27 protein-coding genes and 1 tRNA gene are annotated in these 24618 nt (G+C 58.3%); 16 read left to right on the top strand and 12 right to left on the bottom strand.

Annotated features, from left to right (window positions below):
* Positions 1-37: 37 nt before the first annotated feature.
* Genes gnd through ACW81B_RS00465 form a run of 3 tightly spaced genes read left to right on the top strand, consistent with a single transcriptional unit; the run spans position 38 to position 3476 of the window.
* Positions 38-1054: a phosphogluconate dehydrogenase (NAD(+)-dependent, decarboxylating) gene (gnd, locus tag ACW81B_RS00475; protein WP_491578226.1), complete on the top strand. Its 1017-nt coding sequence runs from the start codon at positions 38-40 to the stop codon at positions 1052-1054.
* Positions 1055-1107: 53 nt separating this feature from the next.
* Entirely contained in the window at positions 1108-2016 is a 909-nt protein-coding gene (locus ACW81B_RS00470; protein WP_491578225.1) for a phosphate/phosphite/phosphonate ABC transporter substrate-binding protein, read from the top strand.
* A gap of 2 nt (positions 2017-2018) precedes the next feature.
* Positions 2019-3476, top strand: coding sequence for a sensor histidine kinase (locus tag ACW81B_RS00465; RefSeq protein ID WP_491578224.1), 1458 nt, complete (start codon positions 2019-2021; stop codon positions 3474-3476).
* Between the two features lie 101 nt (positions 3477-3577).
* Here ACW81B_RS00465 and ACW81B_RS00460 read toward each other — a convergent pair whose 3' ends face one another.
* The 3 genes from ACW81B_RS00460 to aroC form a co-directional block, all read right to left on the bottom strand.
* Positions 3578-4765 (bottom strand): hypothetical protein, encoded by a 1188-nt coding sequence (locus ACW81B_RS00460; RefSeq protein ID WP_491578223.1) that lies wholly within the window; start codon positions 4763-4765, stop codon positions 3578-3580.
* Between the two features lie 126 nt (positions 4766-4891).
* On the bottom strand, positions 4892-6037 hold the full coding sequence (locus ACW81B_RS00455; RefSeq protein WP_491578222.1) for an MFS transporter: 1146 nt from the start codon (positions 6035-6037) through the stop codon (positions 4892-4894).
* Between the two features lie 30 nt (positions 6038-6067).
* Positions 6068-7168, bottom strand: coding sequence for a chorismate synthase (aroC, locus tag ACW81B_RS00450; protein ID WP_491578221.1), 1101 nt, complete (start codon positions 7166-7168; stop codon positions 6068-6070).
* A gap of 140 nt (positions 7169-7308) precedes the next feature.
* Between aroC and ACW81B_RS00445 the strand changes: the two genes are divergently transcribed.
* Positions 7309-7497 carry a hypothetical protein gene (locus ACW81B_RS00445; RefSeq protein WP_491578220.1) on the top strand — a complete coding sequence of 63 codons (189 nt, stop codon included), beginning with the start codon at positions 7309-7311 and terminating at the stop codon, positions 7495-7497.
* A gap of 134 nt (positions 7498-7631) precedes the next feature.
* Here the strand turns inward: ACW81B_RS00445 and hemN are convergent, their stop codons facing one another.
* The 3 genes from hemN to prmB all read right to left on the bottom strand — a co-directional run bounded on the left by hemN (position 7632) and on the right by prmB (position 10348).
* A complete protein-coding gene (gene hemN, locus ACW81B_RS00440) occupies positions 7632-9011 on the bottom strand; it encodes an oxygen-independent coproporphyrinogen III oxidase (protein ID WP_491578219.1) in 1380 nt (459 codons plus the stop codon).
* An 88-nt stretch (positions 9012-9099) separates the two neighbouring features.
* Positions 9100-9411, bottom strand: a complete 312-nt coding sequence (locus ACW81B_RS00435) for a hypothetical protein (protein WP_491578218.1) — start codon at positions 9409-9411, stop codon at positions 9100-9102.
* A gap of 16 nt (positions 9412-9427) precedes the next feature.
* Entirely contained in the window at positions 9428-10348 is a 921-nt protein-coding gene (prmB, locus tag ACW81B_RS00430) for a 50S ribosomal protein L3 N(5)-glutamine methyltransferase (protein ID WP_491578217.1), read from the bottom strand.
* Between the two features lie 49 nt (positions 10349-10397).
* Here prmB and ACW81B_RS00425 point away from each other — a divergent pair, with 49 nt between their 5' ends.
* The 10 genes from ACW81B_RS00425 to ACW81B_RS00380 all read left to right on the top strand — a co-directional run bounded on the left by ACW81B_RS00425 (position 10398) and on the right by ACW81B_RS00380 (position 16033).
* Positions 10398-11033 (top strand): SCO family protein, encoded by a 636-nt coding sequence (locus ACW81B_RS00425; protein ID WP_491578216.1) that lies wholly within the window; start codon positions 10398-10400, stop codon positions 11031-11033.
* A 41-nt stretch (positions 11034-11074) separates the two neighbouring features.
* Complete coding sequence (locus tag ACW81B_RS00420) at positions 11075-11500, top strand: copper chaperone PCu(A)C (protein ID WP_491578215.1); 426 nt, start codon at positions 11075-11077, stop codon at positions 11498-11500.
* Positions 11501-11505: 5 nt separating this feature from the next.
* Entirely contained in the window at positions 11506-12381 is an 876-nt protein-coding gene (gene asd / locus ACW81B_RS00415; RefSeq protein ID WP_491578214.1) for an archaetidylserine decarboxylase, read from the top strand.
* 66 nt (positions 12382-12447) lie between these two features.
* Positions 12448-12843 (top strand): hypothetical protein, encoded by a 396-nt coding sequence (locus ACW81B_RS00410; RefSeq protein ID WP_491578213.1) that lies wholly within the window; start codon positions 12448-12450, stop codon positions 12841-12843.
* Positions 12755-13510, top strand: coding sequence for a sigma-70 family RNA polymerase sigma factor (locus ACW81B_RS00405; protein ID WP_491578212.1), 756 nt, complete (start codon positions 12755-12757; stop codon positions 13508-13510). The genes ACW81B_RS00410 and ACW81B_RS00405 overlap by 89 nt, the downstream gene beginning before the upstream one ends.
* Positions 13497-13940, top strand: coding sequence for a hypothetical protein (locus ACW81B_RS00400; RefSeq protein WP_491578211.1), 444 nt, complete (start codon positions 13497-13499; stop codon positions 13938-13940). The genes ACW81B_RS00405 and ACW81B_RS00400 overlap by 14 nt, the downstream gene beginning before the upstream one ends.
* A gap of 8 nt (positions 13941-13948) precedes the next feature.
* Positions 13949-14296 carry a DUF3106 domain-containing protein gene (locus tag ACW81B_RS00395; protein WP_491578210.1) on the top strand — a complete coding sequence of 116 codons (348 nt, stop codon included), beginning with the start codon at positions 13949-13951 and terminating at the stop codon, positions 14294-14296.
* Between the two features lie 79 nt (positions 14297-14375).
* On the top strand, positions 14376-15176 hold the full coding sequence (suhB, locus tag ACW81B_RS00390) for an inositol-1-monophosphatase (RefSeq protein ID WP_491578209.1): 801 nt from the start codon (positions 14376-14378) through the stop codon (positions 15174-15176).
* Positions 15177-15317: 141 nt separating this feature from the next.
* Positions 15318-15527, top strand: coding sequence for a hypothetical protein (locus ACW81B_RS00385; RefSeq protein WP_491578208.1), 210 nt, complete (start codon positions 15318-15320; stop codon positions 15525-15527).
* A 167-nt stretch (positions 15528-15694) separates the two neighbouring features.
* Positions 15695-16033: a hypothetical protein gene (locus ACW81B_RS00380; RefSeq protein ID WP_491578207.1), complete on the top strand. Its 339-nt coding sequence runs from the start codon at positions 15695-15697 to the stop codon at positions 16031-16033.
* A 23-nt stretch (positions 16034-16056) separates the two neighbouring features.
* On the opposite strand, the gene secF is transcribed toward ACW81B_RS00380, so the two are convergent.
* The 5 genes from secF to queA form a co-directional block, all read right to left on the bottom strand.
* Entirely contained in the window at positions 16057-16995 is a 939-nt protein-coding gene (gene secF, locus ACW81B_RS00375) for a protein translocase subunit SecF (protein WP_491578206.1), read from the bottom strand.
* Between the two features lie 21 nt (positions 16996-17016).
* On the bottom strand, positions 17017-18867 hold the full coding sequence (secD, locus tag ACW81B_RS00370) for a protein translocase subunit SecD (protein ID WP_491578205.1): 1851 nt from the start codon (positions 18865-18867) through the stop codon (positions 17017-17019).
* A 31-nt stretch (positions 18868-18898) separates the two neighbouring features.
* Positions 18899-19225: a preprotein translocase subunit YajC gene (gene yajC / locus ACW81B_RS00365; RefSeq protein WP_491578204.1), complete on the bottom strand. Its 327-nt coding sequence runs from the start codon at positions 19223-19225 to the stop codon at positions 18899-18901.
* 89 nt (positions 19226-19314) lie between these two features.
* Entirely contained in the window at positions 19315-20430 is a 1116-nt protein-coding gene (gene tgt, locus ACW81B_RS00360) for a tRNA guanosine(34) transglycosylase Tgt (RefSeq protein ID WP_491578203.1), read from the bottom strand.
* 22 nt (positions 20431-20452) lie between these two features.
* Positions 20453-21487, bottom strand: coding sequence for a tRNA preQ1(34) S-adenosylmethionine ribosyltransferase-isomerase QueA (queA, locus tag ACW81B_RS00355; RefSeq protein ID WP_491578202.1), 1035 nt, complete (start codon positions 21485-21487; stop codon positions 20453-20455).
* 66 nt (positions 21488-21553) lie between these two features.
* Here queA and ACW81B_RS00350 point away from each other — a divergent pair.
* Together ACW81B_RS00350 and glgP are read left to right on the top strand one after the other, a co-directional pair.
* Positions 21554-21640: transfer RNA gene (locus tag ACW81B_RS00350), tRNA-Leu, on the top strand.
* Positions 21641-21664: 24 nt separating this feature from the next.
* Positions 21665-24223, top strand: a complete 2559-nt coding sequence (gene glgP, locus ACW81B_RS00345) for an alpha-glucan family phosphorylase (protein WP_491578201.1) — start codon at positions 21665-21667, stop codon at positions 24221-24223.
* A gap of 9 nt (positions 24224-24232) precedes the next feature.
* On the opposite strand, the gene ACW81B_RS00340 is transcribed toward glgP, so the two are convergent.
* A complete protein-coding gene (locus ACW81B_RS00340; RefSeq protein ID WP_491578200.1) occupies positions 24233-24598 on the bottom strand; it encodes a DUF6455 family protein in 366 nt (121 codons plus the stop codon).
* Between the last annotated feature and the right edge of the window lie 20 nt (positions 24599-24618).

Genomic DNA, 24618 nt, shown 5'->3' with positions numbered 1-24618 from the left:
TGTCGCCTGACATGCACAGCAACAAAGGGAATAGACAATGCAACTGGGAATGATCGGACTCGGGCGCATGGGCGCCAACATGGTTCGGCGATTGCTTGCCGGTGGGCACGAGTGTGTCGTGCATAACCGCAGCCGTGGTCCTGTTGAACAGATGGTCAGTGAAGGTGCGATTGGCTCCGTAGACCTCGATGACTTTCTGTCGAAACTCGACAGTCCACGTATCGTCTGGCTGATGGTGCCGGCAGCTGTCGTCGACCGGCAAATTGATGCGCTGGCTACGCGACTGGATGCCGGCGACATCATCATCGACGGCGGTAATTCGTATTACAAGGATGACATTGTCCGGGCACGTCAGTTAAGCGAAAAAGGGATTCACTATCTCGATGTCGGCACCAGCGGTGGTGTGTGGGGACTGGAACGCGGTTATTGCCTGATGATCGGCGGTGACGATACAGCCGTTAAACATCTCGACCCGGTGTTCGCCACACTGGCGCCCGGCAGCGGAACGATCGAACGTACGGCGGGACGCGAGGGTGAACGCTCCACCTCGGAACAGGGCTACCTGCACTGCGGGCCGGCCGGTGCCGGACATTTTGTAAAAATGGTTCACAATGGTATCGAATACGGACTGATGGCCGCCTACGCGGAAGGTTTCAATATTCTCAGGCACGCCGGTATTGGCAAACAAAGCCATGACATGGATGCCGAGACTTCGCCGCTGCGTAACCCGGAAGAATACCAGTACGACATTGATCTGCCCGAGGTCGCCGAGTTGTGGCGACGCGGCAGCGTGGTTTCCTCCTGGCTGCTGGATCTCACAGCCACGGCACTGCGCGACGATGCCGAGTTGAGCGACTTCAGTGGACAGGTGTCGGATTCCGGGGAGGGCCGCTGGACCAGTATCGCCGCCATCGAGGTCGGCGCTCCCGCACCACTGCTGACAACAGCCCTGTACAGCCGGTTCAACTCGCGTGGCGAAGCGGATTTTGCCGACAAGATCCTGTCCGCCATGCGTTTTCAGTTTGGCGGACACCACGAAAAAAACAGCGGCTGACCAAAACAGGATCCGGTTTCGCTCACAACAGAATATCCGGCTATACTTTGCGCATGATGACCGAAGCCTCTACCTGGGCGGCCACCAGCCGCGTGCCCTGTATCGCCAGGATATTTTTCATTGCCCTGCTCTTCCTGCTACTGGTCAGCCCGGCCAGGAGTGGCACGAACACCGCTGAGCCGATCCGCTTCGGGGTACTGTCGATCGCACCACCGGCACGCATCCTCGCAAAATGGCAGCCCTTTGCAGATTACCTTGGCGAAAAACTGAAGCAACCTGTCGAAATTGTCGTCCCGCGTGGATTCGGTCGCATGAAAAATGCGGTGCAAAAGGGGCAGATCGACTTCTTCTACATCAACTCACATGTGTTTTACCGCCTCAAACAGGCCGGCCACGCGACTGGCGTTGCCCAGATGCAGAACATCGACGGTAAAATCACCAGCCGCAGCGAGATATTTGTTCGCAGCGACAGTGATGTTTCCAGCATAGAGGACCTGAAAGGCAGGGACATCGCTTTCATCAGCCCGATGGGCGCCGGGGGCTATCTGGCGCCGCGCGCTTACCTGCGTTCGAATGGCGTCCTGAGCGGTGACGAAGTCACCGAAACCTTTACCAAAAATCTCTCTTCATCAATCCACAAGGTGTTACTGAAAGAAACCGGTGCAGCCAGCATGTGCGGCGTCAACTATCGCCTGATGAGCGAGAAGGTTGACACAGGGGAACTGAAAATTATCGCGGTCAGTGATGAGTACCCGGAAAATCTTGTTGCGGCGCGTGCGGATATTGACCCGGAATTGCTGGAACGCTTCCGCAATATCGTCGTAACCCTGCAGGACGACCCTGAAGGGTCGGCTGTGCTGGCCGCTATGACCTCCATGAAAATCAAGCGCTTCCTGCCTTATGACCCTGCCGTTGAATCCCTGACCCGGAAGCTACTGGAACAGGCCGGCCTGACCCACTGATTATGCACTGGGGATTATATCCGCGACTCGCCGCCAGTCTCGGCGCACTGCTTGTACTCGCTCTGCTCAGCCTCGGCTACATGCTGCTGTCAGATGCCGCCGAACGCCTGGAAAACGAGCGACTGATGGTCGCGCGCACCCTGGCCCGCACTCTGGCGGAAGGCAGTGTCGACGCCCTGGCATCGCAAGACTATGAACTGCTGGAGCGCTGGGTGACATCGGTACTACCGGATGACAACTATGCCTACGCCTTTCTCTCCAGACCGGACGGCGTCGTTCTGACGCACACACAACTCAGCAAAATCGGCCATCGTATAAACACCGACAAGTTCACTGAAGTTTCCCCCGGTGTGTTTCGAAGCGAATTTAGTGGCCGAACCGTGCAGGAAGTGGTGTACCCGGTAACCATCGGTGATAACAAACTGGCAGATGCTCATATTGCCTACTACCTGGAGACCACCAACCTGCTGGACAACGATATCACTGCCAGGATGCTGGGGTTGCTTGCGGTTTTCCTGCTACTGTTACTCGGCGCGACCGCACTCATTCTCCGCCGTTATACCCGTCCACTGAGCGACCTGACAGATTCCATTACCACCGTCTCCCTCGATGCCGCAGGTACAGAAAAACTGGACGCCAGGCTATTGCAAAGAACCGATGAAGTCGGCGCACTGGCACGCGAATACAATGCCATGCTGGAACGCCTGGGCGCGGCATACGTGGAACTTCAGAACGAGGAACAGCGCCTGCGCGAACGTGTGGAAGAACGCACCCACGAACTGAGCCAGTCCAACCAGGAACTGGAATCCTTCAGTTATTCCGTCTCACACGACCTTCGCGCACCACTGCGCGCCCTGGCCGGTTACAGCCAGTTGCTGCTGGAGGAGTATGAGTCGTCTATCGATGACCAGGGCAGACACGCACTGCAACGTATCCGCGACAATACCTTTCACATGGACAAGCTGATCACCGATCTGCTGGCGCTGTCGCGGGTCACTCGCCAGCAGATGCGCCTCGAACCTGTCGACCTGTCAGCCATGGCGGAAAACATCAGCCGTGAAATGCAACAACAACACCCCGAGCATAAGGTCGAAGTGCAGATCAACCCAACGCGGAGAGTCATGGGTGACCCGGGGCTGCTCCACATAGCCCTGCTGAACCTGTTCGGAAATGCCTGGAAATATACCGGCAAAACAGCATCCCCGCACATCGAGTTTGGTGAACTGGAAGAACAGCCAGGCCATTTTTATATCAGGGACAATGGCGCAGGGTTCGACATGCGCTTCGTCGACAAGATATTCGGTGTATTCCAGCGCCTGCACCGGGCCGAAGAGTTCGAGGGCACGGGGATCGGGCTGGCTACCGTGGAGCGCATCATCCACCGCCACAGAGGAACGATACGTGCAGAATCAAAACCCGGACAAGGCGCTGTCTTCACCTTTACTCTAGGGAAGCTCTGATTAATTCGAAATCGTCATTCCGGCGCAGGCCGGAATCCAGAACATTCAACACCCTGGATCCGGGCCTGCGCCGATGAGATGACGAATTAATCAGACTCTCCCTAGAAATATCGCGATAATCGCAGTGTCACATGGTTATCCTGTTTAAACGCTGACAGCACAGGACTACGACTCGTATTCAGGAACCAGCGGCTCTCCAGTTCCAGCTTCCAGCGATCCCCCAGGCGGCGCTCGGCTTCCACTGAAAACTGGTAGGCCCGGTCATTGCGGTCCACCAGCACGCCGGCCAGCAGCTCGCTGCTCTGGGTATCGTTCAACGCCAGCCGCGCCCCGGCAAAGATATCATCATCCAGCACAATCGGCGGCGCAACATCAAAGGCTTCGTCGCGACCATCACGCGAGTATTCCAGTAACAGGCCCAGATCGGCTGTGCTGTTCACAATCTGGTACAGCGTGTACTCAAAACCACCGACTGCCGCGAGAAAATGTTCACCATTTTGTGAGCGCCACAAACCTTCGAACTTCCATAACCAGCTGCCCGTGGTGTACTGGATATCCACACTGGCCTGATCGATGATGTCATAGATGGCAAAAAAGCGGGTAAATGTTGCATCGGGAATAAACCGCGGCTCACGCCCGGTACCGTGGAAAACCGACAGGCCAAAATCCCAGTCGCCAATATAATGCGAGTAGCGTGCAGCAAGATCGATATTCCGCTGCTCACGACTGTTGCTGTACAACGCTTCCCCGTCGATGACCAGCGGAAAACGAAAGCGGCCATGCTTGCCGGGAAAGGTCCGTTCCCGGAAACCCGGCAGGACAAACAGCTCCAGGTCGCCCCAATCACGCTGGAATGCCAGCCGCAGCATGGGCTGACCCAGTTTATCTTCACCGTCGATATTACCGATCTGGTCGGTCTGGTTGATGATGTCAACCAGATGATTCGACTCCGTCACGCCCCAGAACACCCGGTTCACGCCCGCCAGGAATTCCCAGTCGTCGCCGATGCGTAACCACCAGGCCTCGCGCAGGTCGGCGCGTGTACGCCGCTCATCCTGGCTGTCGAGGTGGGCAAAGGGAATAAAGCCGTACTGGTTACGCCGGTCACTGGTTTCGTAACGAAACTCCGGCTGGCCGATCAGCGCGGCCTGTATGCCGTCGAACTGGTCAGGGTAGGCCGCATTGGAGACAAACCCTGTTGCCTCGGCCGCCAGATACCCGGAAATCTGCATCTCTCCGGCCTGCACCTGAGCCGACAGGCACAGCAATAACAATAACCCTCTGTACATTTTTCCCCTTTCCCCGCTAATGACAGGAGGCCTCTTGATTAACTCCTGTTCCGTCATGCCGGCGCAAGCCGGAATCTACCATATTCAGTATTCTGGATGCCGGCCTGCGCCAGCATGACAGAGTAATCAGAAACGCTCCTGCTTTCCCGACTCATGAATACCCCGCCAGACCACGAAACCGGCGAGCAGCGCAGTCAGTGCAGCGCCGACGTACATCCACTGCGCACCGACGCCTTCCCACATATAACCGGCCAGCAGACTGCCGATGGCGCCACCGGCGCCGAAACTCAGACTGCTGTAGAGGGCCTGGCCGCGTCCCTGGTGACGACCGACAAACAGGCGGTGCACCAGATGTATCGCCACCGCATGATACACGCCGAAACTGGCGGCATGCAGTGTCTGGGCAAAAACCATCACCAGCGCCTGTTCAACAAACAGTGCCAGCAGTAACCAGCGAACCGCGGTCAGCACCGTTGCCGCCAGCAACAGGCGGCGCGCCCCGAAACGCGGCAGCCACAAGTGCATGCGCAGGAATACACCGATTTCGGCGATCACACCCAGCGCCCACAACTGGCCGATGGCCGACTCACTGTAACCGTGGTCAGCGAGATACAGGCTGTAGAAAGTGTAATAAGGCCCGTGACTGGCCTGGATCAGGAAACACACCAGCAATAGCGAAATTACCGCGGGCCGTCTCAATACATTCAGGATCGGTTCGTGGTCCATTGCCTGGTGGCCCGTCGCACGTTCCGGTACGGCAAGGCTGCTGAACCAGATCGCGGCAAACAACACGACCAGCACCGAAGGTAACAGCCCGGTGCCGGTAACGTCGAACAGGAAACCCAGCCCGGCCACCGCAACGATAAAACCGATCGAGCCCCACAGGCGGATGCTGCTGTAGCGGTGTGTTTCCTTGCCGAGATGGTTGAGCGTGGTGGCTTCGAACTGGGGCAATGCCGCGTTCCAGAAAAAACTGAACACTGTCATCACCAGCGCCAGCCAGCCGTAGCCCTGCACAAAAAACACGGCGGAAAAAGCCAGCGCTGCCAGCAGGCTTGCCACGCGAATAATCATCATGCGCTGACCGGTATGGTCGGCAATCCAGCCCCAGATATTGGGTGCGATAATCTTGGTTGCCATAATGATGGCAACCAGTTCACCGATCTGCACGGCACTGTAACCCTGCGACTTGAGGTACAGGCCCCAGTACGGGATCAACGCGCCAAGCGAGGCGAAATAGAAAAAGTAGAACCCGGAAAGTCGCCAGTACATGGCGTCAGGCAACCCGGACAGCCACCAACATCACTCGGGGGCAGCAGGAATGACAGGGGTTGCAGACTGCACGTCTGCATTCTGTGCGCGATGGCGCAGCAGGTGGTCCATCAACACAATTGCCAGCATGGCTTCAGCAATCGGCGTGGCGCGGATACCGACACAGGGATCGTGGCGGCCGGTGGTAATCACTTCAACCGGGTTGCCGTGCACATCCACCGAACGCCCGGGCAGTCGCAGGCTGGAGGTCGGCTTCAGGGCAATACTCACGAGGATATCCTGACCCGATGAAATACCGCCCAGCACGCCGCCGGCATGATTGCTGAGGAAGCCTTGCGGGGTCATCTCGTCGCGGTGTTCAGTACCCTTCTGCGCCACACTCGCAAAACCTGCGCCGATTTCAACACCCTTGACCGCGTTGATACTGACCATGGCGTGCGCAATGTCCGCGTCCAGCCGGTCGAATACCGGCTCGCCCAGGCCCGGGATCATACCGCTGGCCACCACATTCACGCGCGCACCGACCGAATCGCCGGCCTTGCGCAGTGCATCCATGTAGGTTTCGAGTTCCTGCACCCGCTCCGGGTCGGGACTGAAGAAGGGATTCCGGCCAACGGCATCCCAGTCTTTCAGTTCCAGCGTAACAGGGCCAAGCTGGGCGAGATAGCCGCGGATTTCAATACCGCAGGACTCGCGCAGATATTTCTTTGCCACTGCGCCCGCCGCGACCCGCATGGCGGTCTCGCGCGCAGACGAGCGGCCACCACCCCGGTAGTCGCGGATGCCGAATTTCTGCTGGTAGGTATAGTCCGCATGGCCGGGGCGGAAGCGGTCCATGATGTTTGAATAGTCTTTGGAACGCTGGTCGGTATTGTGGATGATCAGGCCAATCGGCGCGCCGGTGGTTTTGCCCTCGAACACACCCGACAGAATCTGCACCTCGTCGGCCTCGCGGCGCTGGGTGGTGTGACGTGAGGTGCCGGGTTTGCGGCGATCCAGGTCGGTTTGAAGATCGGCTTCCGACAGTTCCATGCCGGGCGGACAACCGTCCACGATACAGCCGATGGCCGGCCCGTGACTTTCACCAAAACTGGTGACGGTAAAGAGTTTTCCGATGCTGTTCCCCGACATGGGAGCTTATTGTACAGAACTTTAGGCGCAGGGGAATCGCGTGCCGGAAGGCGCAGAACCGGCAGGGTTAAAGGCACAGGGCGTTACGCCGTTATTCTTCCCGTAATGTTCAACCATTCCGATCAGACAAGGGGAATACAGTGAGCCACCGGGGAAACGCCATTGGCGCCTATCTAGGCAAACCGATTTTCGAATCGATTGAATTACAGGACGAGCCCTATGTGTTCGACCGCATTGCGCAGTATGAAGACGATGAATTCCCGCTCGACCGCCTGAGCGAAAATGAAGTGCTGGTGGAACCCGGCCTGATCTACCGCCACAAGGACTGACGCACTTCTTTTGCCAGGAAGGCTCTGACATTCGCCCGTCATTCTGGCGTATGCCAGAACCCAGTGGTTTCAACCAGGATGGATACCGGCCTGCGCCGGTATGACGGGCTGATCGGAAACTACCTGGATCAACTTCAGATCAACTTCGAGAAACGCCCTTCCTGATCGGCCCGGTAGCGGTCGAACACCTTGCAGATATTGCGGATCAACAGGCGGCCGCGCTCGTTGACATTGATGTGGCGTGTATCGATTTCCAGCAAACCGTCTTCCTGCATCGACTGCAACTGTGCAAGCTCGGGACGGAAGTAGTCATCGAAATCGATCCCGAACTCGCTTTCCACCCGCCGCATGTCCAGTCTGCCGTGGCAGATCAGCCGCTGGATCACTTCCGCGCGTAAACGATCATCATCGTCAATGGCCACACCGCGCGCAACCGGCAGGCGTGCTGCATCGAGATCACGGTAGTAATCCTCTACATGGGTGTGATTCTGGGTATAACCACCCGGCATGGAGCTGATGGCACTGACGCCCATGGCGATAAGATCCGATTCGGCGTGTGTTGAATAACCCTGAAAATTGCGGTGCAGGCTGCCTGTGCGTTGCGCCTGTGCCAGTTCGTCGTCACGCAGGGCGAAGTGATCCATACCGATGTACTGGTAACCGGCAGATGTCAGTCGCTCGATGGTCAGCGCCAGAATGGCCAGCTTCTCGTCGGCATCCGGCAGGTCTTCGGTGTTGATACGCCGCTGCGGTTTGAAACGCTCCGGCAGGTGCGCATAGTTGAACACCGACAGGCGTTCCGGGCGTGCGGCAATCACCGCATCCAGGGTGGCGGAAAAACTGTCCACGGTCTGTAACGGCAGCCCGTACATCAAATCCATGTTGGTGGAACGGAAACCCAGCCGGCGCGCCTCGTCGAGCACGGCCAGCGTCTCGTCCAGCGGCTGTATCCGGTGTACCGCTTTCTGTACGTCAGGATTGATGTCCTGCACACCCAGGCTGAGGCGGTTGAAACCCAGCTCCCGCAGCGTCGCCAGGGTGTCCTTGCGCAGTTCGCGCGGATCGATTTCGATGGAATATTCGCCGCTGTCATCCTCCGTGAGCTGGAAGTTCTCACGCAGCACGCCCATCAGTTCACCAAGTTCCTGCTCGTTGAGGAAAGTCGGCGTACCACCACCGAAGTGCAATTGCTCGACACGTCGCTGCGGATCGACCCGCGAGGCCTGCAGGCGAATCTCCCGGTACAGGTAATCCAGGTAGTGGCGGGCACGGCTGCGATCCGCGGTGACGATTTTGTTACAGGCACAGTAGTAGCAGACGTGGGCACAGAACGGGATATGCACATACAGCGACAACGGCCGACCGCTTTCATTACTGGCGCGCACCCAGCGGTCGTGGTCGGCCGCGCCCACCTGCGGACCAAATTCCATGGCCGTCGGGTAGGACGTATAACGCGGGCCACTGCCCGCGTAGCGCCGAATCAGGTCGGCGTCGAAATCGACCGTCTGCTGCATGTGTTTCTCCACAAGATTACCTGTCAGTGTAGGCTGCAAGCCTGTGAGTCACCTTGACCTGGGTCAAGGCCGAAGTCACACCCTGCCCTCAATCCACTTCCAGCCCCTGGCGGTGCGTTTCGTTGATTTTCAGCAGCAACTGCTTGAATGGCAGGATACGCTCATCCTGGTTCGACACCACCTTGACGAAGCGCAGATCCTCCTTGCCAAACTGGTAACTGCCATCCGCCATGGACGCCCGCAGCGCGCGCACATCGCGCTCCAGTTCTTCGAGAAACTCGGTGGCCGCACCCAGTGAATCCATATCGTACTCGGCAGCCGCGCGCAGATCCTCTATTTCAAACAATGCCTGATCAACCAGATCAACGTACTCTTCAGCGGTTTTTGGTCTTCCCAACATGGATTAACCTCCATTCCTAACTACACAAAACACTTCGAAATATTCCCTGATTTTCGCGCACCTGGCTGGCATCGAGCAGGAACACACCGTGACCACCGCGCTCAAAATCGAGCCAGATGAAGGGCACATCGGGGAAACATTCCACCAGCATATCCTGGCTGTTGCCGACCTCAACCACCAGTATCCCGTCGTCGGCCAGCCAGTCAGCCGCCTGCGCCAGCAGACGCACCACGATGGCCAGTCCGGCATGCTCGGCACGCAGGCCGAGTTCCGGCTCGTGTTGATATTCCTCCGGCAGTGTCTGCATCTCTTCGTCGGACACGTAGGGTGGATTGCTGATAATCAACTGGTAACGCACCGGTTCCAGCGCCTCGAACAGGTCGGACTCAACAACGGTCACCCAGTCCTCCAGCTCGTGGCGCTCGACATTCTGCCTGGCCACCGCCAGTGCCTCCGGGGAAATATCCACCATATCAACATCGGCATTATCAAAATGCGCGGCGCAGGCAATGCCGATACAACCGCTGCCGGTACACATATCCAGCACCCGCTCGACGTGTTCCGGCTCCAGCCAGGGGGTAAAACCCCGCTCGATCCATTCCGCCATCGGCGAGCGCGGCACCAGCACCCGCTCATCGACATAAAAGGGCATGCCGGCAAACCAGGCTTCACCCGTCAGGTAGGCGGCCGGTTTGCGTGTCCGCACGCGTTTATCCAGCAATTCCAGCACCGTGCCGCGCTCGGCTGCGGTCACACAGGCGCCAAGGTAATGGTCGGGAAACCCGACCGGCAGGTGCAGCGCATGACTGACCAGCACCAGCGCCTCGTCAAAGGCATTGTCGGTGCCATGACCGAATACCAGCCCGCTTTCACGAAAACGGCTCGCGCCCCATCGCACCAGATCCCGAATGGTTTGTAACTCTGCCTGATCGGCCATGAAAAATAATTCCTGTCGCCGGGGCCGCGCCAATGGAATAATACGCCCCATGTTAACTATAAATGTCACGACCCGCGTCGCGAGGCGCATTATACCGGTACTGGCTACCCTGTTGTTGCTGGTAGCCTGTCAGCAGCCCCCGATCCCGCAACTGGCCGGCGCCACCCTGTTACCTGCGGCCCGTGAACTGGCGCCTTTCACACTGGTCGACCATCATAACGCACCGTTTACACAGGATTCACTGCGTGGCCAGTGGAGTTTCGCCTTTTTTGGCTATACCCATTGCCCGGATGTCTGCCCCAATGCGCTGGGTATGCTGAAGCGGGTCGAAACCCTGCTGGAAGCCGCCGGTGAAACGCCGCTGCCACGGGTATTGTTCGTCAGCGTGGACCCGGAACGGGATACACCGGAGACACTGGCCAGCTATGTTTCCTACTTTCACCCGGCTTTTGTCGGTGTGACGGGTAAAGACCCGGAACTCATGCGCGTCACACGCCAGTTGGGGATTCTTTACGGGCGTTCCCCGGGCGACAACGACAAGGATTATCGGGTCGACCACAGCGCGGCAATCATCCTGTTCAATCCTGAAGGCCATTACCAGGCACTGTTTAATGTGCCGCACGACCCTGAAAAGATGGTTGCAGATTTTGTGGCTATTCGCCGCTGGTACGAGGCAAGCCAGTGACACACCGACTGAATGCTGTCACGGGCAGGAGAGGGGGTTGCGTGAGAAAGTGGTGGATACCGGTTCTCTGCGCGGCGCTGTGGGCAGGCCTGGCCCAGGCGGCAGACAACCCTGAAATCAGTAACGCCTGGATCCGTGAAGCACCACCCGGTGCCCCCATGCTGGCCGGCTACCTGTGCCTGTACAACAAAACTGACACAGCGATGACATTGCTCGGCGTGGAAAGTCCGGGCTTCGAACATATCATGATGCACCGCACGCAAATGGTCGATGGCATGGCACGCATGCAGCACCAGGACAGGGTGGTAATCCCGGCAGGGAAACAGGTCTGTTTTGAACCCGGCGGCCTGCACCTGATGATGCCTGCACCTGAACAACGCCTGGTTGCCGGTGACCGGGTCGAGCTGGATCTGCTGTTCGCCAATGGCTCACGCCAGCCAATACAGGTTCCCGTCAAGGCACCCTGATAGACATGACATCCACACGCACTGCCTGCTGGCAGGACTATCTCAAATCACTTCCCCTTTACCTGTTGCCCCATCACGCCATTTCCCGGCTGACCCTGCGCCTGACGCGGATCAGAGTGCGCTGGTTCAAAAATGCCTTTATCCGCTGGTTTGCTGAACGCTATGACATAAACCGGGAGGAATCACTGCACCGGCAGGTGGATGATTTCGAGCATTTCAATGCCTTCTTCACCCGCGAGCTGGCACCCGGCACGCGTCCTGTCGAAGGTGACGAGTGTACCGTGGTCAGCCCGGCAGACGGGCATATCAGCCAGCTCGGCGGTATCGACCACGACACAATATTCCAGGCCAAGGGCCACGGCTTCCGTGTCATCGAATTGCTCGGTGGCGATGCCGATGCAGCCCGGCTGTTCCATAACGGCAGTTTTATTACCGTCTACCTGTCACCCCGTGACTACCATCGTGTACATATGCCGCTGACCGGCAAACTGCGCAAAACGATCTACGTACCCGGCCGCCTGTTCAGCGTCGCCCCGCACACCACTCGCGTGGTACCACGGCTGTTTGCGCGTAATGAACGGCTGGTGGCCATTTTCGACACCTGCGCCGGCCCCATGGCCATGGTGCTGGTTGGCGCCATCAACGTGGCCGCCATCGAAACGGTGTGGGCCGGACTGGTGACACCGCCGCACCGCCGCCAGGTTGAAATCAGCGACTTCACCGATAGCGACATTTCCCTGCAACGCGGCAGTGAAATGGGCCGTTTCAATATGGGATCCACAGTCATCCTGCTGTTCGGGGAACATGCCGTGCACTGGCAGAACATGCTGGTCGCCGAAGCGCCGCTGCGCATGGGCGAGGCCATCGGCTCGAAAGCATAGCCCGCTGTTAACCTTACCGCTGGCACCCCGTTAGTCGTCTATCAGGAACCCCTGGAGGACGACACCATGAACCCGATAACCCACGCGATTCCTGTACTGCTCATGGGCCTGTCCGGCCTGACCCTGAGCGGTGCCAGCCAGGCTGACAGCAGTTTCAGTCTTTTCTTTTCAAGCGGTTACGCCGCGCCGTATGTCAGCTATGCCTATCACGACAGTTACCGGCCCTACCCACGGCACTACCGCCCACCCGTGCATGTCGATACCTATGTGGAAAAACACGTGTACAGGAACTACGAGGCTCACCGGCGAAGCTACCGTGACCACGATAACCGCCACGGCTACGATGGGCGCCGTAACGAGCACAGGAAATATCGTGGTCGCAACGACCGGCATTCCCGCGGACACAGTGAAAGACATGTTCGACGTCACCACACAAGCTACGCCAGCACCCTCCATTACTGAGCAGACAGCAATCCTGTATGCTGACCAGACACTGGAGAATCCATCCTTGAATCCACTGGAGGCAGGCGTTCCTGCGTATAAATTCGTGTCTGTCCAGACATCGCTGAACGCGTTTCTCGACGGGGTGCAGAACAAGGCCTACCAGGTCGCCTATGGCGCATTGTGGGAGCGCGAGGCTGCGCTCGATGTGGTCCAGGAAAGCATGCTGCGTTTTGTCGAGTACTACCGGAAAAAACCGCAAAAGGAATGGCCCGCCCTGTTCCGCACGGTACTCAACAGCAAGATCAACGACCAGCGCCGCAAACGCCTGCTGGGCAGTACCACGCGCAAACTGCTATCACTCACCGTGCCCGGGCTTTCACGCGACAACGCAGATACCGGCATGCTGGAAAATGACCTGCCCCAGCCAGCGCACGAACAGGGATTCAGCCAGCCGGAAGCCTCCACCAGCGATGGCGAACTGAAGCGGCACATCGAGTCCGCGCTGGGTAGACTGGCGGAACGCCAGCGGCAGGTTTTCCTGCTGCGCGAACAACTGGGACTCAGCATACGCGAAACCGCCGAGACACTGGGCGTCTCGGAGAACAGTATCAAGCAACATCACTTCCGCGCCCTGCGCGCCATGCGCAAGTCACTTGCAGAGGTATGGGAACATGAACATGCATGAAACGCACCCGGACAGCGAACAACTCGACAGCCTGCGTGCAGGCCTGCTGGACGACAGGCCACAACTGAAGACCGATATCGAGAACCATCTTGGCAACTGCGCATCCTGCCAGAAGCGATACGACCTGGCAGGCTGGCTGCAACCGGGCAGACTGCCCGTCGACATGCCTGTTGAGCAGCTGGACCAGGCCCGCCACCGCGCACTGGAACCGCGCGCACTCCGCCAGCGCATACTGCCTGTCGCCATTGCCGCAGCACTGGCGCTGGTGACCGTGGTACTGGTGAAACCAGCACTACAGGACCGGGGGGACAGCGCGCCGGCTACCCGCATGGCGCAAACACCAATGGAGGCCACCCCGGTACTCTATGAGGACCTGGACTTCTACCTGTGGCTGACCGACCATAAGGAAAACAGCGACTCCAGCACCTGACCCCGGCCATGATCAACAGACGAAAGATATTACTCGCAACAACCCTCGGCGCGTTGCTGCTCGGTAGCACGGCACACGCCGCCATTAACCCTGAACGTCTCTACCTCGCGGCAAACGGGCATATCCCCTGGCAATCGTTGAGCAAAGAGGAACAGAAGGCGTTACAGGACTACCGGGGACACTGGAATGAGTATGATAGCGACCGCCAGCATCGTATGCGCGAAGGCGCCCGGCGTTACCAGCAGCTGCCCCCGGAAAAACGCCGCAGGATAAAACAGAAGCGCCACGAATATGAGCAGCTTTCCCCGCAGGAACGGCACCGTCTGCGCGAGGAATACCGGCGCCGGCACAAATAGGCCGCCGCAGCGATTCACAGTCCGCCAACAACCCGGTACAATCGCCTGCCGTTTGACGCCAGAAAGCCGGTAATTTCCTATGCACCCCATGCTCAATATCGCGGTAACCGCCGCACGCAACGCCGGCGATATTATCGTCAAGCACCTGAACCACCTGGACCGGCTGACCGTAACCAGCAAGGATCGCAACGACTACGTCTCCGAAGTGGACCGGCAGGCAGAAGACGAGATCATTGCCGTCATCCGCAAGTCCTTCCCCGACCACGGCATACTGGCGGAAGAAAGCGGCCAGCACCTGGGCAAGGACGAATACCAGTGGATCATCGACCCGCTCGACGGCACGACCAACTTTTTACACAGCTTCCCCCAGTTTGCCGTGTCCATCGCGCTTCAGCACAAAGGGAAGCTCGAACAGGCCGTTATTTACGACCCGATGCGCCAGGAGCTGTTCACGGCAAGCCGGGGTGGTGGCGCCTTTGTTGATAACCGGCGTATCCGCGTCAGTAACCAGAAAGGCCTGCAGGGCGCCCTGCTCGGCACCGGCTTTCCCTACAAGGACATGCAACACCTCGATGCCTACCTCGACATGTTCCGCGCCATGATCACCGATGCCGCCGGCATTCGCCGCCCGGGCTCTGCAGCACTGGACCTGGCCTATGTCGCGGCCGGACGCTTCGATGGCTTCTGGGAAATCGGGCTGAACCCGTGGGATATCGCGGCCGGCATCCTGCTGGTACGCGAGGCTGGCGGGCTGGTAGGTGACCTGAGTGGCGGACATTCACACCTGGAAAGCGGCAACATTGTTGCCGCCGCGCCCAAACTGTTTCCGGCCATGTTGAGGGCAATACGCCCTCATCTGACCGATGCACTGAAAAGCTGAACCGGTCACAAAACGCAAACATTCCGCTGCGCGGACAACTCAAGAACCCGTCATTTTCGCCGCTACATTTTTCAGCGGCAGACGTGCTGTTGCCTGCCGAAAAATACAACAAAACTGTACAACAGGATACCCTCTCCCCGCATGATGAAGTTCAGCGACAAGGCATTAAAGCTAATTGGGCGGAAACTGTTGAGCAGCATGGAAGCATCATCGAATCAGGATAGCTCGACATCTGCCCTGGCAACTCCCCTGGCGGCGCAGGAACGCGCCCGAAATCTGGCCATGAGAACAAAACCGGACCCGCAGAAAGCCAGCGTTATCCCCTTCCGGAACAACGACAATGACAATTAGGGAAGCCCTGATTCATTCGAAATCGTCATCCCGGCCTGCGCCGGGATGACGCATTGATCAGGCCTTCCTTAACAGGCTGCCCGGGAAGCCGGAAACACTGCTTTACCCTTCGTCCGAATGTGTGATATACACATAATTGCCGATTTTGGCTGTATCGGAACGAACGTATGAAACGCGCTGTGCTCACTCTGTTGATCCCCCCGTTTGCCGCCTGCCGGTTCGGTTGCGCCGGCTGTTGTGCAGCACCCATCGGTGTCTTCTGGCTGGCCAGTATTACCAGCATCGTCTACGGCCTGGTCGGTGGACCCACCAACCTGATGGGACCAAGCCTGAACACCATACTGCTGGGTATAGCCATGTGGGGGGTCGCGTCAGTGTGGGCCGCCATCACCATTCGCGGTGCAGACGATGACAAATGCGCACGCCGCACCAGCACCGTGTGCAGCAAGATCATGCCGGGCAGTGACGAAAGCGACCCGTTTGACGAAGTGCGCAAGGCACGCTAGCAGGCTGCCCGGCAGAACAGCCCTCAGGGCCGGTCATCCACCTCACCCGCACCCTCCTTTGGTACCGGCATCAGGTCGGCCTTGCTGACACCCAGCGCCAGTGCCGTCGAACCGGCAACAAAGATGGATGAATAGGTTCCGATAAACACGCCGACAATCAGTGCCAGCGCAAAGGCGTGAATGATTTCACCACCAAGGAAAAACAGCGCCAGTAACACCAGCAGGGTGGTAATCGATGTCATCAAGGTTCGTGACAGCGTCTGGTTGATCGATGTGTTCATGACTGTCACCGGCGTCCCCTTGCGCATGCGACGGAAATTCTCACGTATACGGTCAAACACGACGATCGTATCATTCAGCGAATAACCTATGACTGCCAACAGGGCTGCCAGCACGGTCAGATCGAATTCCACCTGGATCAGCGAGAACACCCCCAGGGTGATAATGACGTCGTGCACCAAAGCCGCCACGGCGCCAAGTGAGAACCGGTATTCAAAACGCAGGGTGACATAAATCAGGATGCCGATCAGTGCGTAGAGCATGGCCAGACCACCCTGCTCCGTCAGTTCCTCGCCAACCTGTGGCCCGACAAACTCCACGCGGCGTTTCTCCACGGCCGCATCCGCCGCCTGCAGGGCTGACAGTACCTCGTCACTCAGTTCAGCGCGGTCACGCCCTTGCTGGGGTGCGATGCGGATCAGGACATCCCGCGAGGTACCAAAATGCTGTACCTGTGCGTCGGGGTAACCGGCATCGGCCAGCACCTGGCGCAGTTCGCCAAGATTCGCAGTCTCCGGGTAGGCGACCTCGATAATCGTACCGCCGGTGAAATCGATGCCGAAGTTCAGCCCGCGTATAACCAACGAACCCACCGATATCAGAATCAACAGCGTCGAAAACACCATGGCGAGCTTGCGCTTACCCATAAAATCGATATGCGTCGCTTTACCGAGAATTCGCATAATTCTGTTCCTTATGGAAAATCAGATAGACAGTCGTTTCAGGCGACGGCCACCGTAAGCCAGGTTAATCACCGCGCGCGTACCCATGATCGCGGTAAACATGGATGTCAGGATGCCGATGGACAAGGTCACCGCAAAGCCCTTCACCGGGCCACTCCCGAAACTGAACAATACAACGGCCGCAATCAATGTGGTTACATTGGCATCGGCAATCGTTGACAGCGCTTTCGCATAACCGGCGTGGATACTCGCCTGTGGCGTATTACCGTTGCGCAGTTCCTCGCGAATACGCTCGAAAATAAGCACGTTGGCATCCACCGCCATACCCACTGTCAACACAATACCTGCGATACCCGGCATGGTCAGTGTGGCCTGCAACATCGACAGAATGGCAATAATCAGCACCAGGTTCATCGCCAGCGCCAGGTCAGCCACCAGGCCGAATGCCTTGTAGTACACCGCCATGAATACCAGTACCAGGATGAAACCGATGACGACTGATTTGAAACCCTGTTCAATATTGTCGGCGCCCAGGCTCGGGCCGATGGTGCGCTCCTCGATAATCCGGATGGGTGCGGCCAGCGCACCGGAACGCAGCAACAGTGCCAGCTCATGCGCTTCCTGCGGGCTATCCAGCCCGGTAGTCTGGAACCGCTTGCTGAATACACCACGTATCGTGGCAACACTGATGATCTCCTCAACCTTGCGGTTGACCACCACGGGCTTGCCATCAACCATGCGTGTCGTCGACTTGTTCTCGATGAACACGACCGCCATGGGTTTACCGACATTTTCCCTGGTAAAGTCCAGCATCTTGCGGGCGCCTTTACCGTCCAGCGTCACAGTCACCTGGGGCTGGCCGCCCTGGCTGTCGAAACCGGAGCGCGCATTGATAATCTGGTCGCCGGTCACGATGATACGGTTCTTCAGCAGGTAGTAACGCCCGTTCCGGTCCCTGTACAATTTTGAGCCGGCCGGAACCTTGCCGTTCACCGCATCGTCGACATCGTGCTCGGTATCGACGGCACGATACTCCAGCGTTGCCGTCGCACCGATAATACGCTTGGCTGCCACGGTATCCTGCACGCCCGGCAACTGGACCACGACCCGTCGGTCACCCTGCTGCTGAATGACCGGCTCTGCCACACCCAGTTCGTTGACACGATTACGCAGCGTTGTGATGTTCTGTTGCAGCGCGAGCTTGCGGGTTTCACGCATCTCGTTCTCGCTGAGCGTAACCTCAAGTGTAAATGTTTTGCCTTCATCGACTTGTTTCAGTTCAAGATCACGATACTCCTCGTGGATCAGTTCGCTGCCTTTCTCACGATCTTCTGCACTGCGGAAGCTGACGCGCAGTTTGTCGCTGTTCGGGCGAATGCTGAGGTAACGTATCTTGTCCTTGCGCAATATTGTCCGCAGGTCAGAGGCATAGCGTTCCAGCGCCTTTTGCAGTGCGGCATCCATATCCACTTCCATCAGGAAATGCACACCACCGCGCAGGTCAAGACCAAGATACATGGGCTGTGCATTGATTGCCTGGAGCCAGGCCGGTGTCGACGGGGCAAGGTTCAGGGCCACGGCATAATCCACACCCAGCACATCCTTGATCTGGTCGGCTGCCGCCAGCTGGTCTTCGGTGTTGTTAAAACGCGCCAGCAACCGGCGCTTGTCGACCTCGATCGACTTGACCGGAATTTTCTTCTCCGATAACCGGACCTCGATCTGGCCCCTGACCGTGTCGGCAAGTTCACCCCGGGTGGCAGATACCTGTACCGCGGGATCGGCTTCATAAAGATTTGGCAGGGCGTACAGGAAGCCAATGATCATCACGACGACAATCAGCAGATATTTCCAGGCCGGGTATTGATTCATGACGGGAACAAACCTTGTTTTATCGTTGGTATCAGGATGCCCTGGCAGTGCCCTTGGGCATCAGGGTAGCGACGGCCTGGCGTTGCACCTTGACCTCGACATTATCCGCAATCTTCAGGGTGACAAAATTTTCGTCCACCTGGGTGATGCGCCCGAGCAAGCCGCCATTGGTGACTACCTCATCTCCCTTGGCCAGCGCCGCGACCATGGCCTTGTGCTCCTTGGCACGCTTGGTCTGGGGGCGAATCAGCAGGAAGTAGAACACCACGAAGATCAGCAACAACGGCAAAAACTGCATAACCGGGTCGGGCTGCTGGGCTGGCGCGGCGGCCAGCGCATCACTGATAAAGAAACTCATAGTTAATACCTGTGTCCTGTTGGGTTTGATCCCGCCCGCCGGGTCCATCCATCCGGCCCCGCGCGCGTCCGGGAAATTCAAGCGCGCTATTATGGCACAGGCGGCACGGATTGGCCTGTTTTCGCGTAAAAATTCGCGACAAAGGCTTCCAGCCTCCCCGTCTCGATCGCTTCGCGCAACCCGGCCATCAAACGTTGATAGTATCGCAGGTTGTGTACGGTATTGAGATGGGAACCCAGAATCTCGTTGCACTTGTCCAGGTGGTAGAGGTAGGCGCGACTGTAATGCCGGCAGGTATAGCAGTCGCATTCCGGGTCCAGCGAACCGGTATCTTCACGGAACCTTGAGTTACGCAAGCGCAAAACCCCTTGCGAAGTAAACAGGTGTCCGTTTCGCGCATTGCGGGTCGGCATCACACAATCGAACATATCCACACCGCGCCGCACCGCCTCGACAATATCTTCCGGCGTTCCCACCCCCATCAGGTAACGCGGCGCATCGGTCGGCAAGGCCGGATCCAGTGCATCCAGCACCTGGATGCGTTCGTCGTGTGGCTCGCCCACGGACAGACCACCGATGGCGTAGCCGTCAAAACCGATGTCAGTCAGCCCCTGCAGTGATTCCAGCCGCAGTTCCGGGTACATGCCACCCTGCACAATGCCGAATAATGCCGCGCCTGAGTCGCCATGCGCTTCGCGACTGCGTTGCGCCCAGCGCAGTGATAACTGCATGGAATCACGCGCCTGCCCGATAGTGGCGGGATAGGGTGTGCATTCGTCGAAGATCATCACGATATCAGCGCCCAGTGCACGCTGAACGGCCATGGATTCTTCCGGCCCCAGGAACACCTTGTCACCGTTGACCGGAGAACGAAACTCAACACCCTGTTCGGTGATTTTGCGCATTTCACCCAGGCTGAATACCTGGAAACCGCCCGAGTCGGTCAGGATCGGCCCCTGCCAGTTCATGAAATCGTGCAGGTCCCCGTGGGCGCGAATGATATCGGTACCGGGTCGCAGCATGAGATGGAAGGTATTACCGAGCAGAATCTGCGCCCCGCCCTCGGCGACCTGTTCCGGCCGCATACCCTTTACCGTGCCGTAGGTGCCCACCGGCATAAAGGCCGGCGTGTCCACCACGCCGCGTTCAAACCTGAGGCGCCCGCGACGCGCACGGCCATCCTTGCTGATCAGTTCGTATTGCATGGTTTTCCGTTTGCAGTGAATGTCATTCTGTCGGCCGGTGTTGCAGGAACATGGCATCGCCATAGCTGAAAAAACGGTAATGCTGCGCTACCGCATGACGGTACGCTGCCATTACCGGCTCGAAGCCGGCAAACGCGCACACCAGCATCAGCAGGGTTGATTCCGGCAGGTGGAAGTTGGTCAGCATGGCATCAACGGCGCTGAACCGGTAGCCGGGGGTGATAAACAGACGGGTGTCGCCACGGAAAGGTCTGAGCACACCATCCTCTACAGCACTCTCCAGGCTCCGCACGACTGTGGTACCAACCGCCACAACCCGACCACCGCGGGCACGTGTCTGCTCAATGGCCTCACACACCTCTGCGTCCACGCTGACCTGTTCGGCATGCATGACATGTTTCTCCAGCTGTTCCACCCGCACCGGCTGAAATGTACCGGCACCCACATGCAGCGTCACGTAAGCCGTGCGGATGTTCCGTGCCGCCAGCGCATCGAGCAGCGTCCGGTCAAAGTGCAGGCCGGCCGTGGGTGCGGCGACCGCACCCGGGTGGCGGGCGTAGAGTGTCTGGTAGTCCTCACGATCCACCTGTTCATCGGCGCGTTCAATATACGGTGGCAGTGGCACATGCCCCCAGCGCTCCAGTAAATCCAGCAACGGTGTATCCCCGGCGAAACAGAGGCTGAACAACTCACCCTCCCGGCCCGTCACTTCAGCCTCTATGACACCATCCGCCAGAAACAGACGACTGCCGGCTTTTGGTGATTTACTGGAACGCACGTGCGCCAGTGCCCGTCGCTGGTCCAGCACACGCTCAATCAGGACTTCAACCCTGCCGCCACTGGCCTTGCTCCCGTGCAGGCGCGCGGGGATCACCCGGGTATTGTTGAATACCAGCAGATCGTCCTCATTGAGCATCTGCGGGAAATCCGCCATGCTGCGATCGCGAATACCCCCGTCCCGGCCAAGATCCAGCAAACGGCTACTGTGCCGCGGCCGGGCCGGGTGGCTGGCAATACGCTCAGGCGGCAGCGTGTAGTGGAAGTCCCGGGTTTTCATGGCGCGGCATGTTACCACAGCGCTTGCTTGCGACAGGCTCAGGAATCCTTATACTGGCGCGCCTGTGCCGGGGTGGCGGAACTGGTAGACGCGCCGGATTCAAAATCCGGTTCCTTTACGGGAGTGTGGGTTCGATTCCCACCCTCGGCACCACCTTACACATTGATGGGAGACACCATGCCCGGAACCCGTTTTGCCCTTGAAGTACAACCCGAGCTTCCGGAAAAGCTGGCGCGCCTCAGCGAACTGTCCAACGACCTGCTGTACAGCTGGGATCGCAGCGTGCGTTCGCTGTTTTTCCGCCTCGACCCGGCACTGTGGGACAGTTGCGGGCATAACCCGAAAGTCTTCCTGCGCCGTGTCTCGCAACAGCGGATCAACGAGGCCGCCGAAGACCGTATTTATGTCGAAGCCTATAACCGCGTACTGTCAACCTATGACACCTACCTGGGTGAACGCCAGCGCAAAAGCATCGATAAATACCTGAACCCGAAAAAAGACCTGGTCGCCTATTTCTGCGCCGAGTTCGGCCTGCACGAAAGTCTGCCCATCTACTCCGGTGGCCTGGGGATTCTGGCTGGCGACCATTGCAAGGCGGCCAGTGACCTGGGTATCCCCTTTGTTGCGGTCGGCATGCTGTATCGTCAGGGCTACTTTATCCAGACCATCGACGAACACGGCAACCAGATCGCGCACTACAATACGACTGAATTCGGTCAACTGCCCCTGACACCGGCCTGCAACGAAAACGGTGATGAACTGCATGTTGTGGTTGATTTCCCCGGTCGTCCTGTACAACTGAAAATCTGGCAGGCGCGTGCCGGACACATCAAGCTGTATTTACTGGACAGCGACCTGCCGGAAAACAGTGAAGCCGATCGCGCCATCACCTACCAGCTCTATGGTGGTGACATCAATACCCGTATCCAGCAGGAAATCGTGCTGGGTATCGGCGGGGTTCGCGCACTGCGGGTGCTGGGGCTCGAACCCACGGCGTGGCATATCAACGAAGGCCATGCCGCATTCCAGGTACTGGAACGCTGCCGCGAACTGGTCGCCTCGGGGCTTGATTTTGCCAGTGCGATCGAACAGGTCGCAGGCGCCACCGTATTCACCACGCATACACCGGTACCCGCCGGTCACGACATCTTCGACCACAGCCTGATCGCCAGTTATTTCAGTGACTACATCGAGCAGCTTGGCCTGTCCATGGAGGCATTCCTGAAACTGGGAACCAGTCCCTCTAACCAGGGCGGCTTCAACCAGACGGTACTGGCCCTGCACGGTTCACGCTTCCATAACGGCGTCAGCAAGATCCACGGCGAGGTTGCGTCACAGATGGAAGGTTATGTGTGGCCACAGATTCCCTACCACGAAAACCCGATGCGCCATGTCACCAACGGCGTACACGTGCAGACCTTCCTTGCCCACGAGTGGAGCAACCTGTACGACATGCGTTTCGGCATGGAATGGCGCAACGAGCTGCTGAACGAGGAATACTGGGAGCGTATCAACGAAATTCCCGACCACAGTTTCTGGAGCCTGCGCCAGTCACTGAAATCCGAGCTGCTGAACCAGGTCCGCCGACGCGTGATTTTGCAGTGCCGTCGCAACCGTTGTGGTGAGGCCCACATCGACCGCATTACCCGACTGCTCAGCCCGCACGAGTCGGATATCCTGACCATTGGCTTCGCACGCCGTTTCGCCACGTACAAGCGCGCCACCCTGCTGTTCTCCGACCCGGAGCGTCTGGCACGCCTGCTCAATGACCCCAAACGGCCGGTGCTGCTGGTGTTTGCCGGCAAGGCGCACCCCAGCGACCTGCCCGGCCAGCAGTTGATACAGGTCATCCACGAATTTTCGCGACGGCCGGAGTTTGTCGGCAAGATCCTGCTGCTGGAAGGCTACGACCTGTCGCTGGCACGTCGACTGGTATCGGGTGTCGATGTCTGGTTGAACACGCCGGAATACCCGATGGAAGCCAGCGGCACATCCGGGCAGAAAGCCGCCCTCAACGGCGTCATTAACCTGAGTGTACTGGATGGCTGGTGGGGCGAAGGCTACAACGGCGAAAACGGCTGGGCAATCACCCCGCACGATGAACACTACGACGCCGCGTTCCGTAACCAGGAAGAAGCCAACGAGCTGCTGGATATCCTGGAGCACCAGGTTATACCGCTCTACTATGACCGTAACGGCCATGGCTTCTCGGAAGGCTGGGTACGCATGTCCAAGCAATCCATGAAATCCGCCCTGCCGCAGTTCAACTCGCAGCGCATGGTGATGGACTACATCAAGGGCTTCTATGGCCCCGCCGCTGAGCAGGGACGCAAGCTGTCGAGGAATCGTTCACACGGTGCCAGAGAACTGGCCGCCTGGAAAGAAAAGATAAAACGCCTGTGGCCCACGGTGACACTGCGACGTACCGATCACTCACCCCAGGCCGTCAAGGCAGGGCAACGCTTTCGCATCGAAGTGGCTGCACAACTCGGGGAACTGACGCCTGACGATGTCCGGCTCGAGTGCCTGATCGGCAAGGAAGACGAGCACCAGGACTTTATCGCAACGGAATATTTTGGCTTTAACGCCGAAGGGCAAATGGATAACGGTGAGACGCGTTTCGTGCTGGACCTTGATCCGCCACTGCCCGGGCTGCAACATTTCCAGATTCGCATCTACCCCTGCCACCCGTTGCTCAGCCACCGGTTTGAAACCGGTTGCATGATCTGGCTGTAGATCATTACATCAGGCTGCCGGGTCGGGGGTTTCCCTGACCTTGCGGAGTGCCTCGTCGTTTTCACAGAATTCAGACGGGTCGCCAACACCCTCGTTCAGTAGCTTGTCACAGGCGACTGTACTGGCACATTCGGAACAGCGTTTCATCTGCTCGCGGATACCCGGTATCGGCTGGGTATGTAAATAAACGTCCGGGTCAATGTGGTGGATACCCAGCATCCTGGCCAGACGCAATTTCGACAGTTGTCTGGCGATACCTTGCCGATAACGCTTGCCAACCTGCAGGTTGTGGATAATAGCCATCACCAGGAGCACGACGAAAGCCGCTGTTAATACAGCAAAAAGCCCCGCAATGGCGGCAGAAAAATAATTCATTTCAACTAACCTGCAAATTC

The sequence above is a fragment of the Thiogranum sp. genome, assembly GCF_058323355.1.
The sequence above is the reverse complement of the archived record's forward strand: the minus strand, read 5'-3'. Positions and strand labels throughout refer to the sequence as shown.

Coding starts and splice junctions, on each gene's coding strand:
- gnd (WP_491578226.1), top strand. CDS start 38: ATGCAACTGGGAATGATCGGACTCGGGCGCATGGGCGCCAACATGGTT.
- ACW81B_RS00470 (WP_491578225.1), top strand. CDS start 1,108: ATGATGACCGAAGCCTCTACCTGGGCGGCCACCAGCCGCGTGCCCTGT.
- ACW81B_RS00465 (WP_491578224.1), top strand. CDS start 2,019: ATGCACTGGGGATTATATCCGCGACTCGCCGCCAGTCTCGGCGCACTG.
- ACW81B_RS00460 (WP_491578223.1), bottom strand. CDS start 4,765: ATGTACAGAGGGTTATTGTTATTGCTGTGCCTGTCGGCTCAGGTGCAG.
- ACW81B_RS00455 (WP_491578222.1), bottom strand. CDS start 6,037: ATGTACTGGCGACTTTCCGGGTTCTACTTTTTCTATTTCGCCTCGCTT.
- aroC (WP_491578221.1), bottom strand. CDS start 7,168: ATGTCGGGGAACAGCATCGGAAAACTCTTTACCGTCACCAGTTTTGGT.
- hemN (WP_491578219.1), bottom strand. CDS start 9,011: ATGCAGCAGACGGTCGATTTCGACGCCGACCTGATTCGGCGCTACGCG.
- ACW81B_RS00435 (WP_491578218.1), bottom strand. CDS start 9,411: ATGTTGGGAAGACCAAAAACCGCTGAAGAGTACGTTGATCTGGTTGAT.
- prmB (WP_491578217.1), bottom strand. CDS start 10,348: ATGGCCGATCAGGCAGAGTTACAAACCATTCGGGATCTGGTGCGATGG.
- ACW81B_RS00425 (WP_491578216.1), top strand. CDS start 10,398: ATGTTAACTATAAATGTCACGACCCGCGTCGCGAGGCGCATTATACCG.
- asd (WP_491578214.1), top strand. CDS start 11,506: ATGACATCCACACGCACTGCCTGCTGGCAGGACTATCTCAAATCACTT.
- ACW81B_RS00410 (WP_491578213.1), top strand. CDS start 12,448: ATGAACCCGATAACCCACGCGATTCCTGTACTGCTCATGGGCCTGTCC.
- ACW81B_RS00400 (WP_491578211.1), top strand. CDS start 13,497: ATGAACATGCATGAAACGCACCCGGACAGCGAACAACTCGACAGCCTG.
- ACW81B_RS00395 (WP_491578210.1), top strand. CDS start 13,949: ATGATCAACAGACGAAAGATATTACTCGCAACAACCCTCGGCGCGTTG.
- suhB (WP_491578209.1), top strand. CDS start 14,376: ATGCACCCCATGCTCAATATCGCGGTAACCGCCGCACGCAACGCCGGC.
- ACW81B_RS00385 (WP_491578208.1), top strand. CDS start 15,318: ATGATGAAGTTCAGCGACAAGGCATTAAAGCTAATTGGGCGGAAACTG.
- ACW81B_RS00380 (WP_491578207.1), top strand. CDS start 15,695: ATGAAACGCGCTGTGCTCACTCTGTTGATCCCCCCGTTTGCCGCCTGC.
- secF (WP_491578206.1), bottom strand. CDS start 16,995: ATGCGAATTCTCGGTAAAGCGACGCATATCGATTTTATGGGTAAGCGC.
- secD (WP_491578205.1), bottom strand. CDS start 18,867: ATGAATCAATACCCGGCCTGGAAATATCTGCTGATTGTCGTCGTGATG.
- yajC (WP_491578204.1), bottom strand. CDS start 19,225: ATGAGTTTCTTTATCAGTGATGCGCTGGCCGCCGCGCCAGCCCAGCAG.
- tgt (WP_491578203.1), bottom strand. CDS start 20,430: ATGCAATACGAACTGATCAGCAAGGATGGCCGTGCGCGTCGCGGGCGC.
- queA (WP_491578202.1), bottom strand. CDS start 21,487: ATGAAAACCCGGGACTTCCACTACACGCTGCCGCCTGAGCGTATTGCC.
- glgP (WP_491578201.1), top strand. CDS start 21,665: ATGCCCGGAACCCGTTTTGCCCTTGAAGTACAACCCGAGCTTCCGGAA.
- ACW81B_RS00340 (WP_491578200.1), bottom strand. CDS start 24,598: ATGAATTATTTTTCTGCCGCCATTGCGGGGCTTTTTGCTGTATTAACA.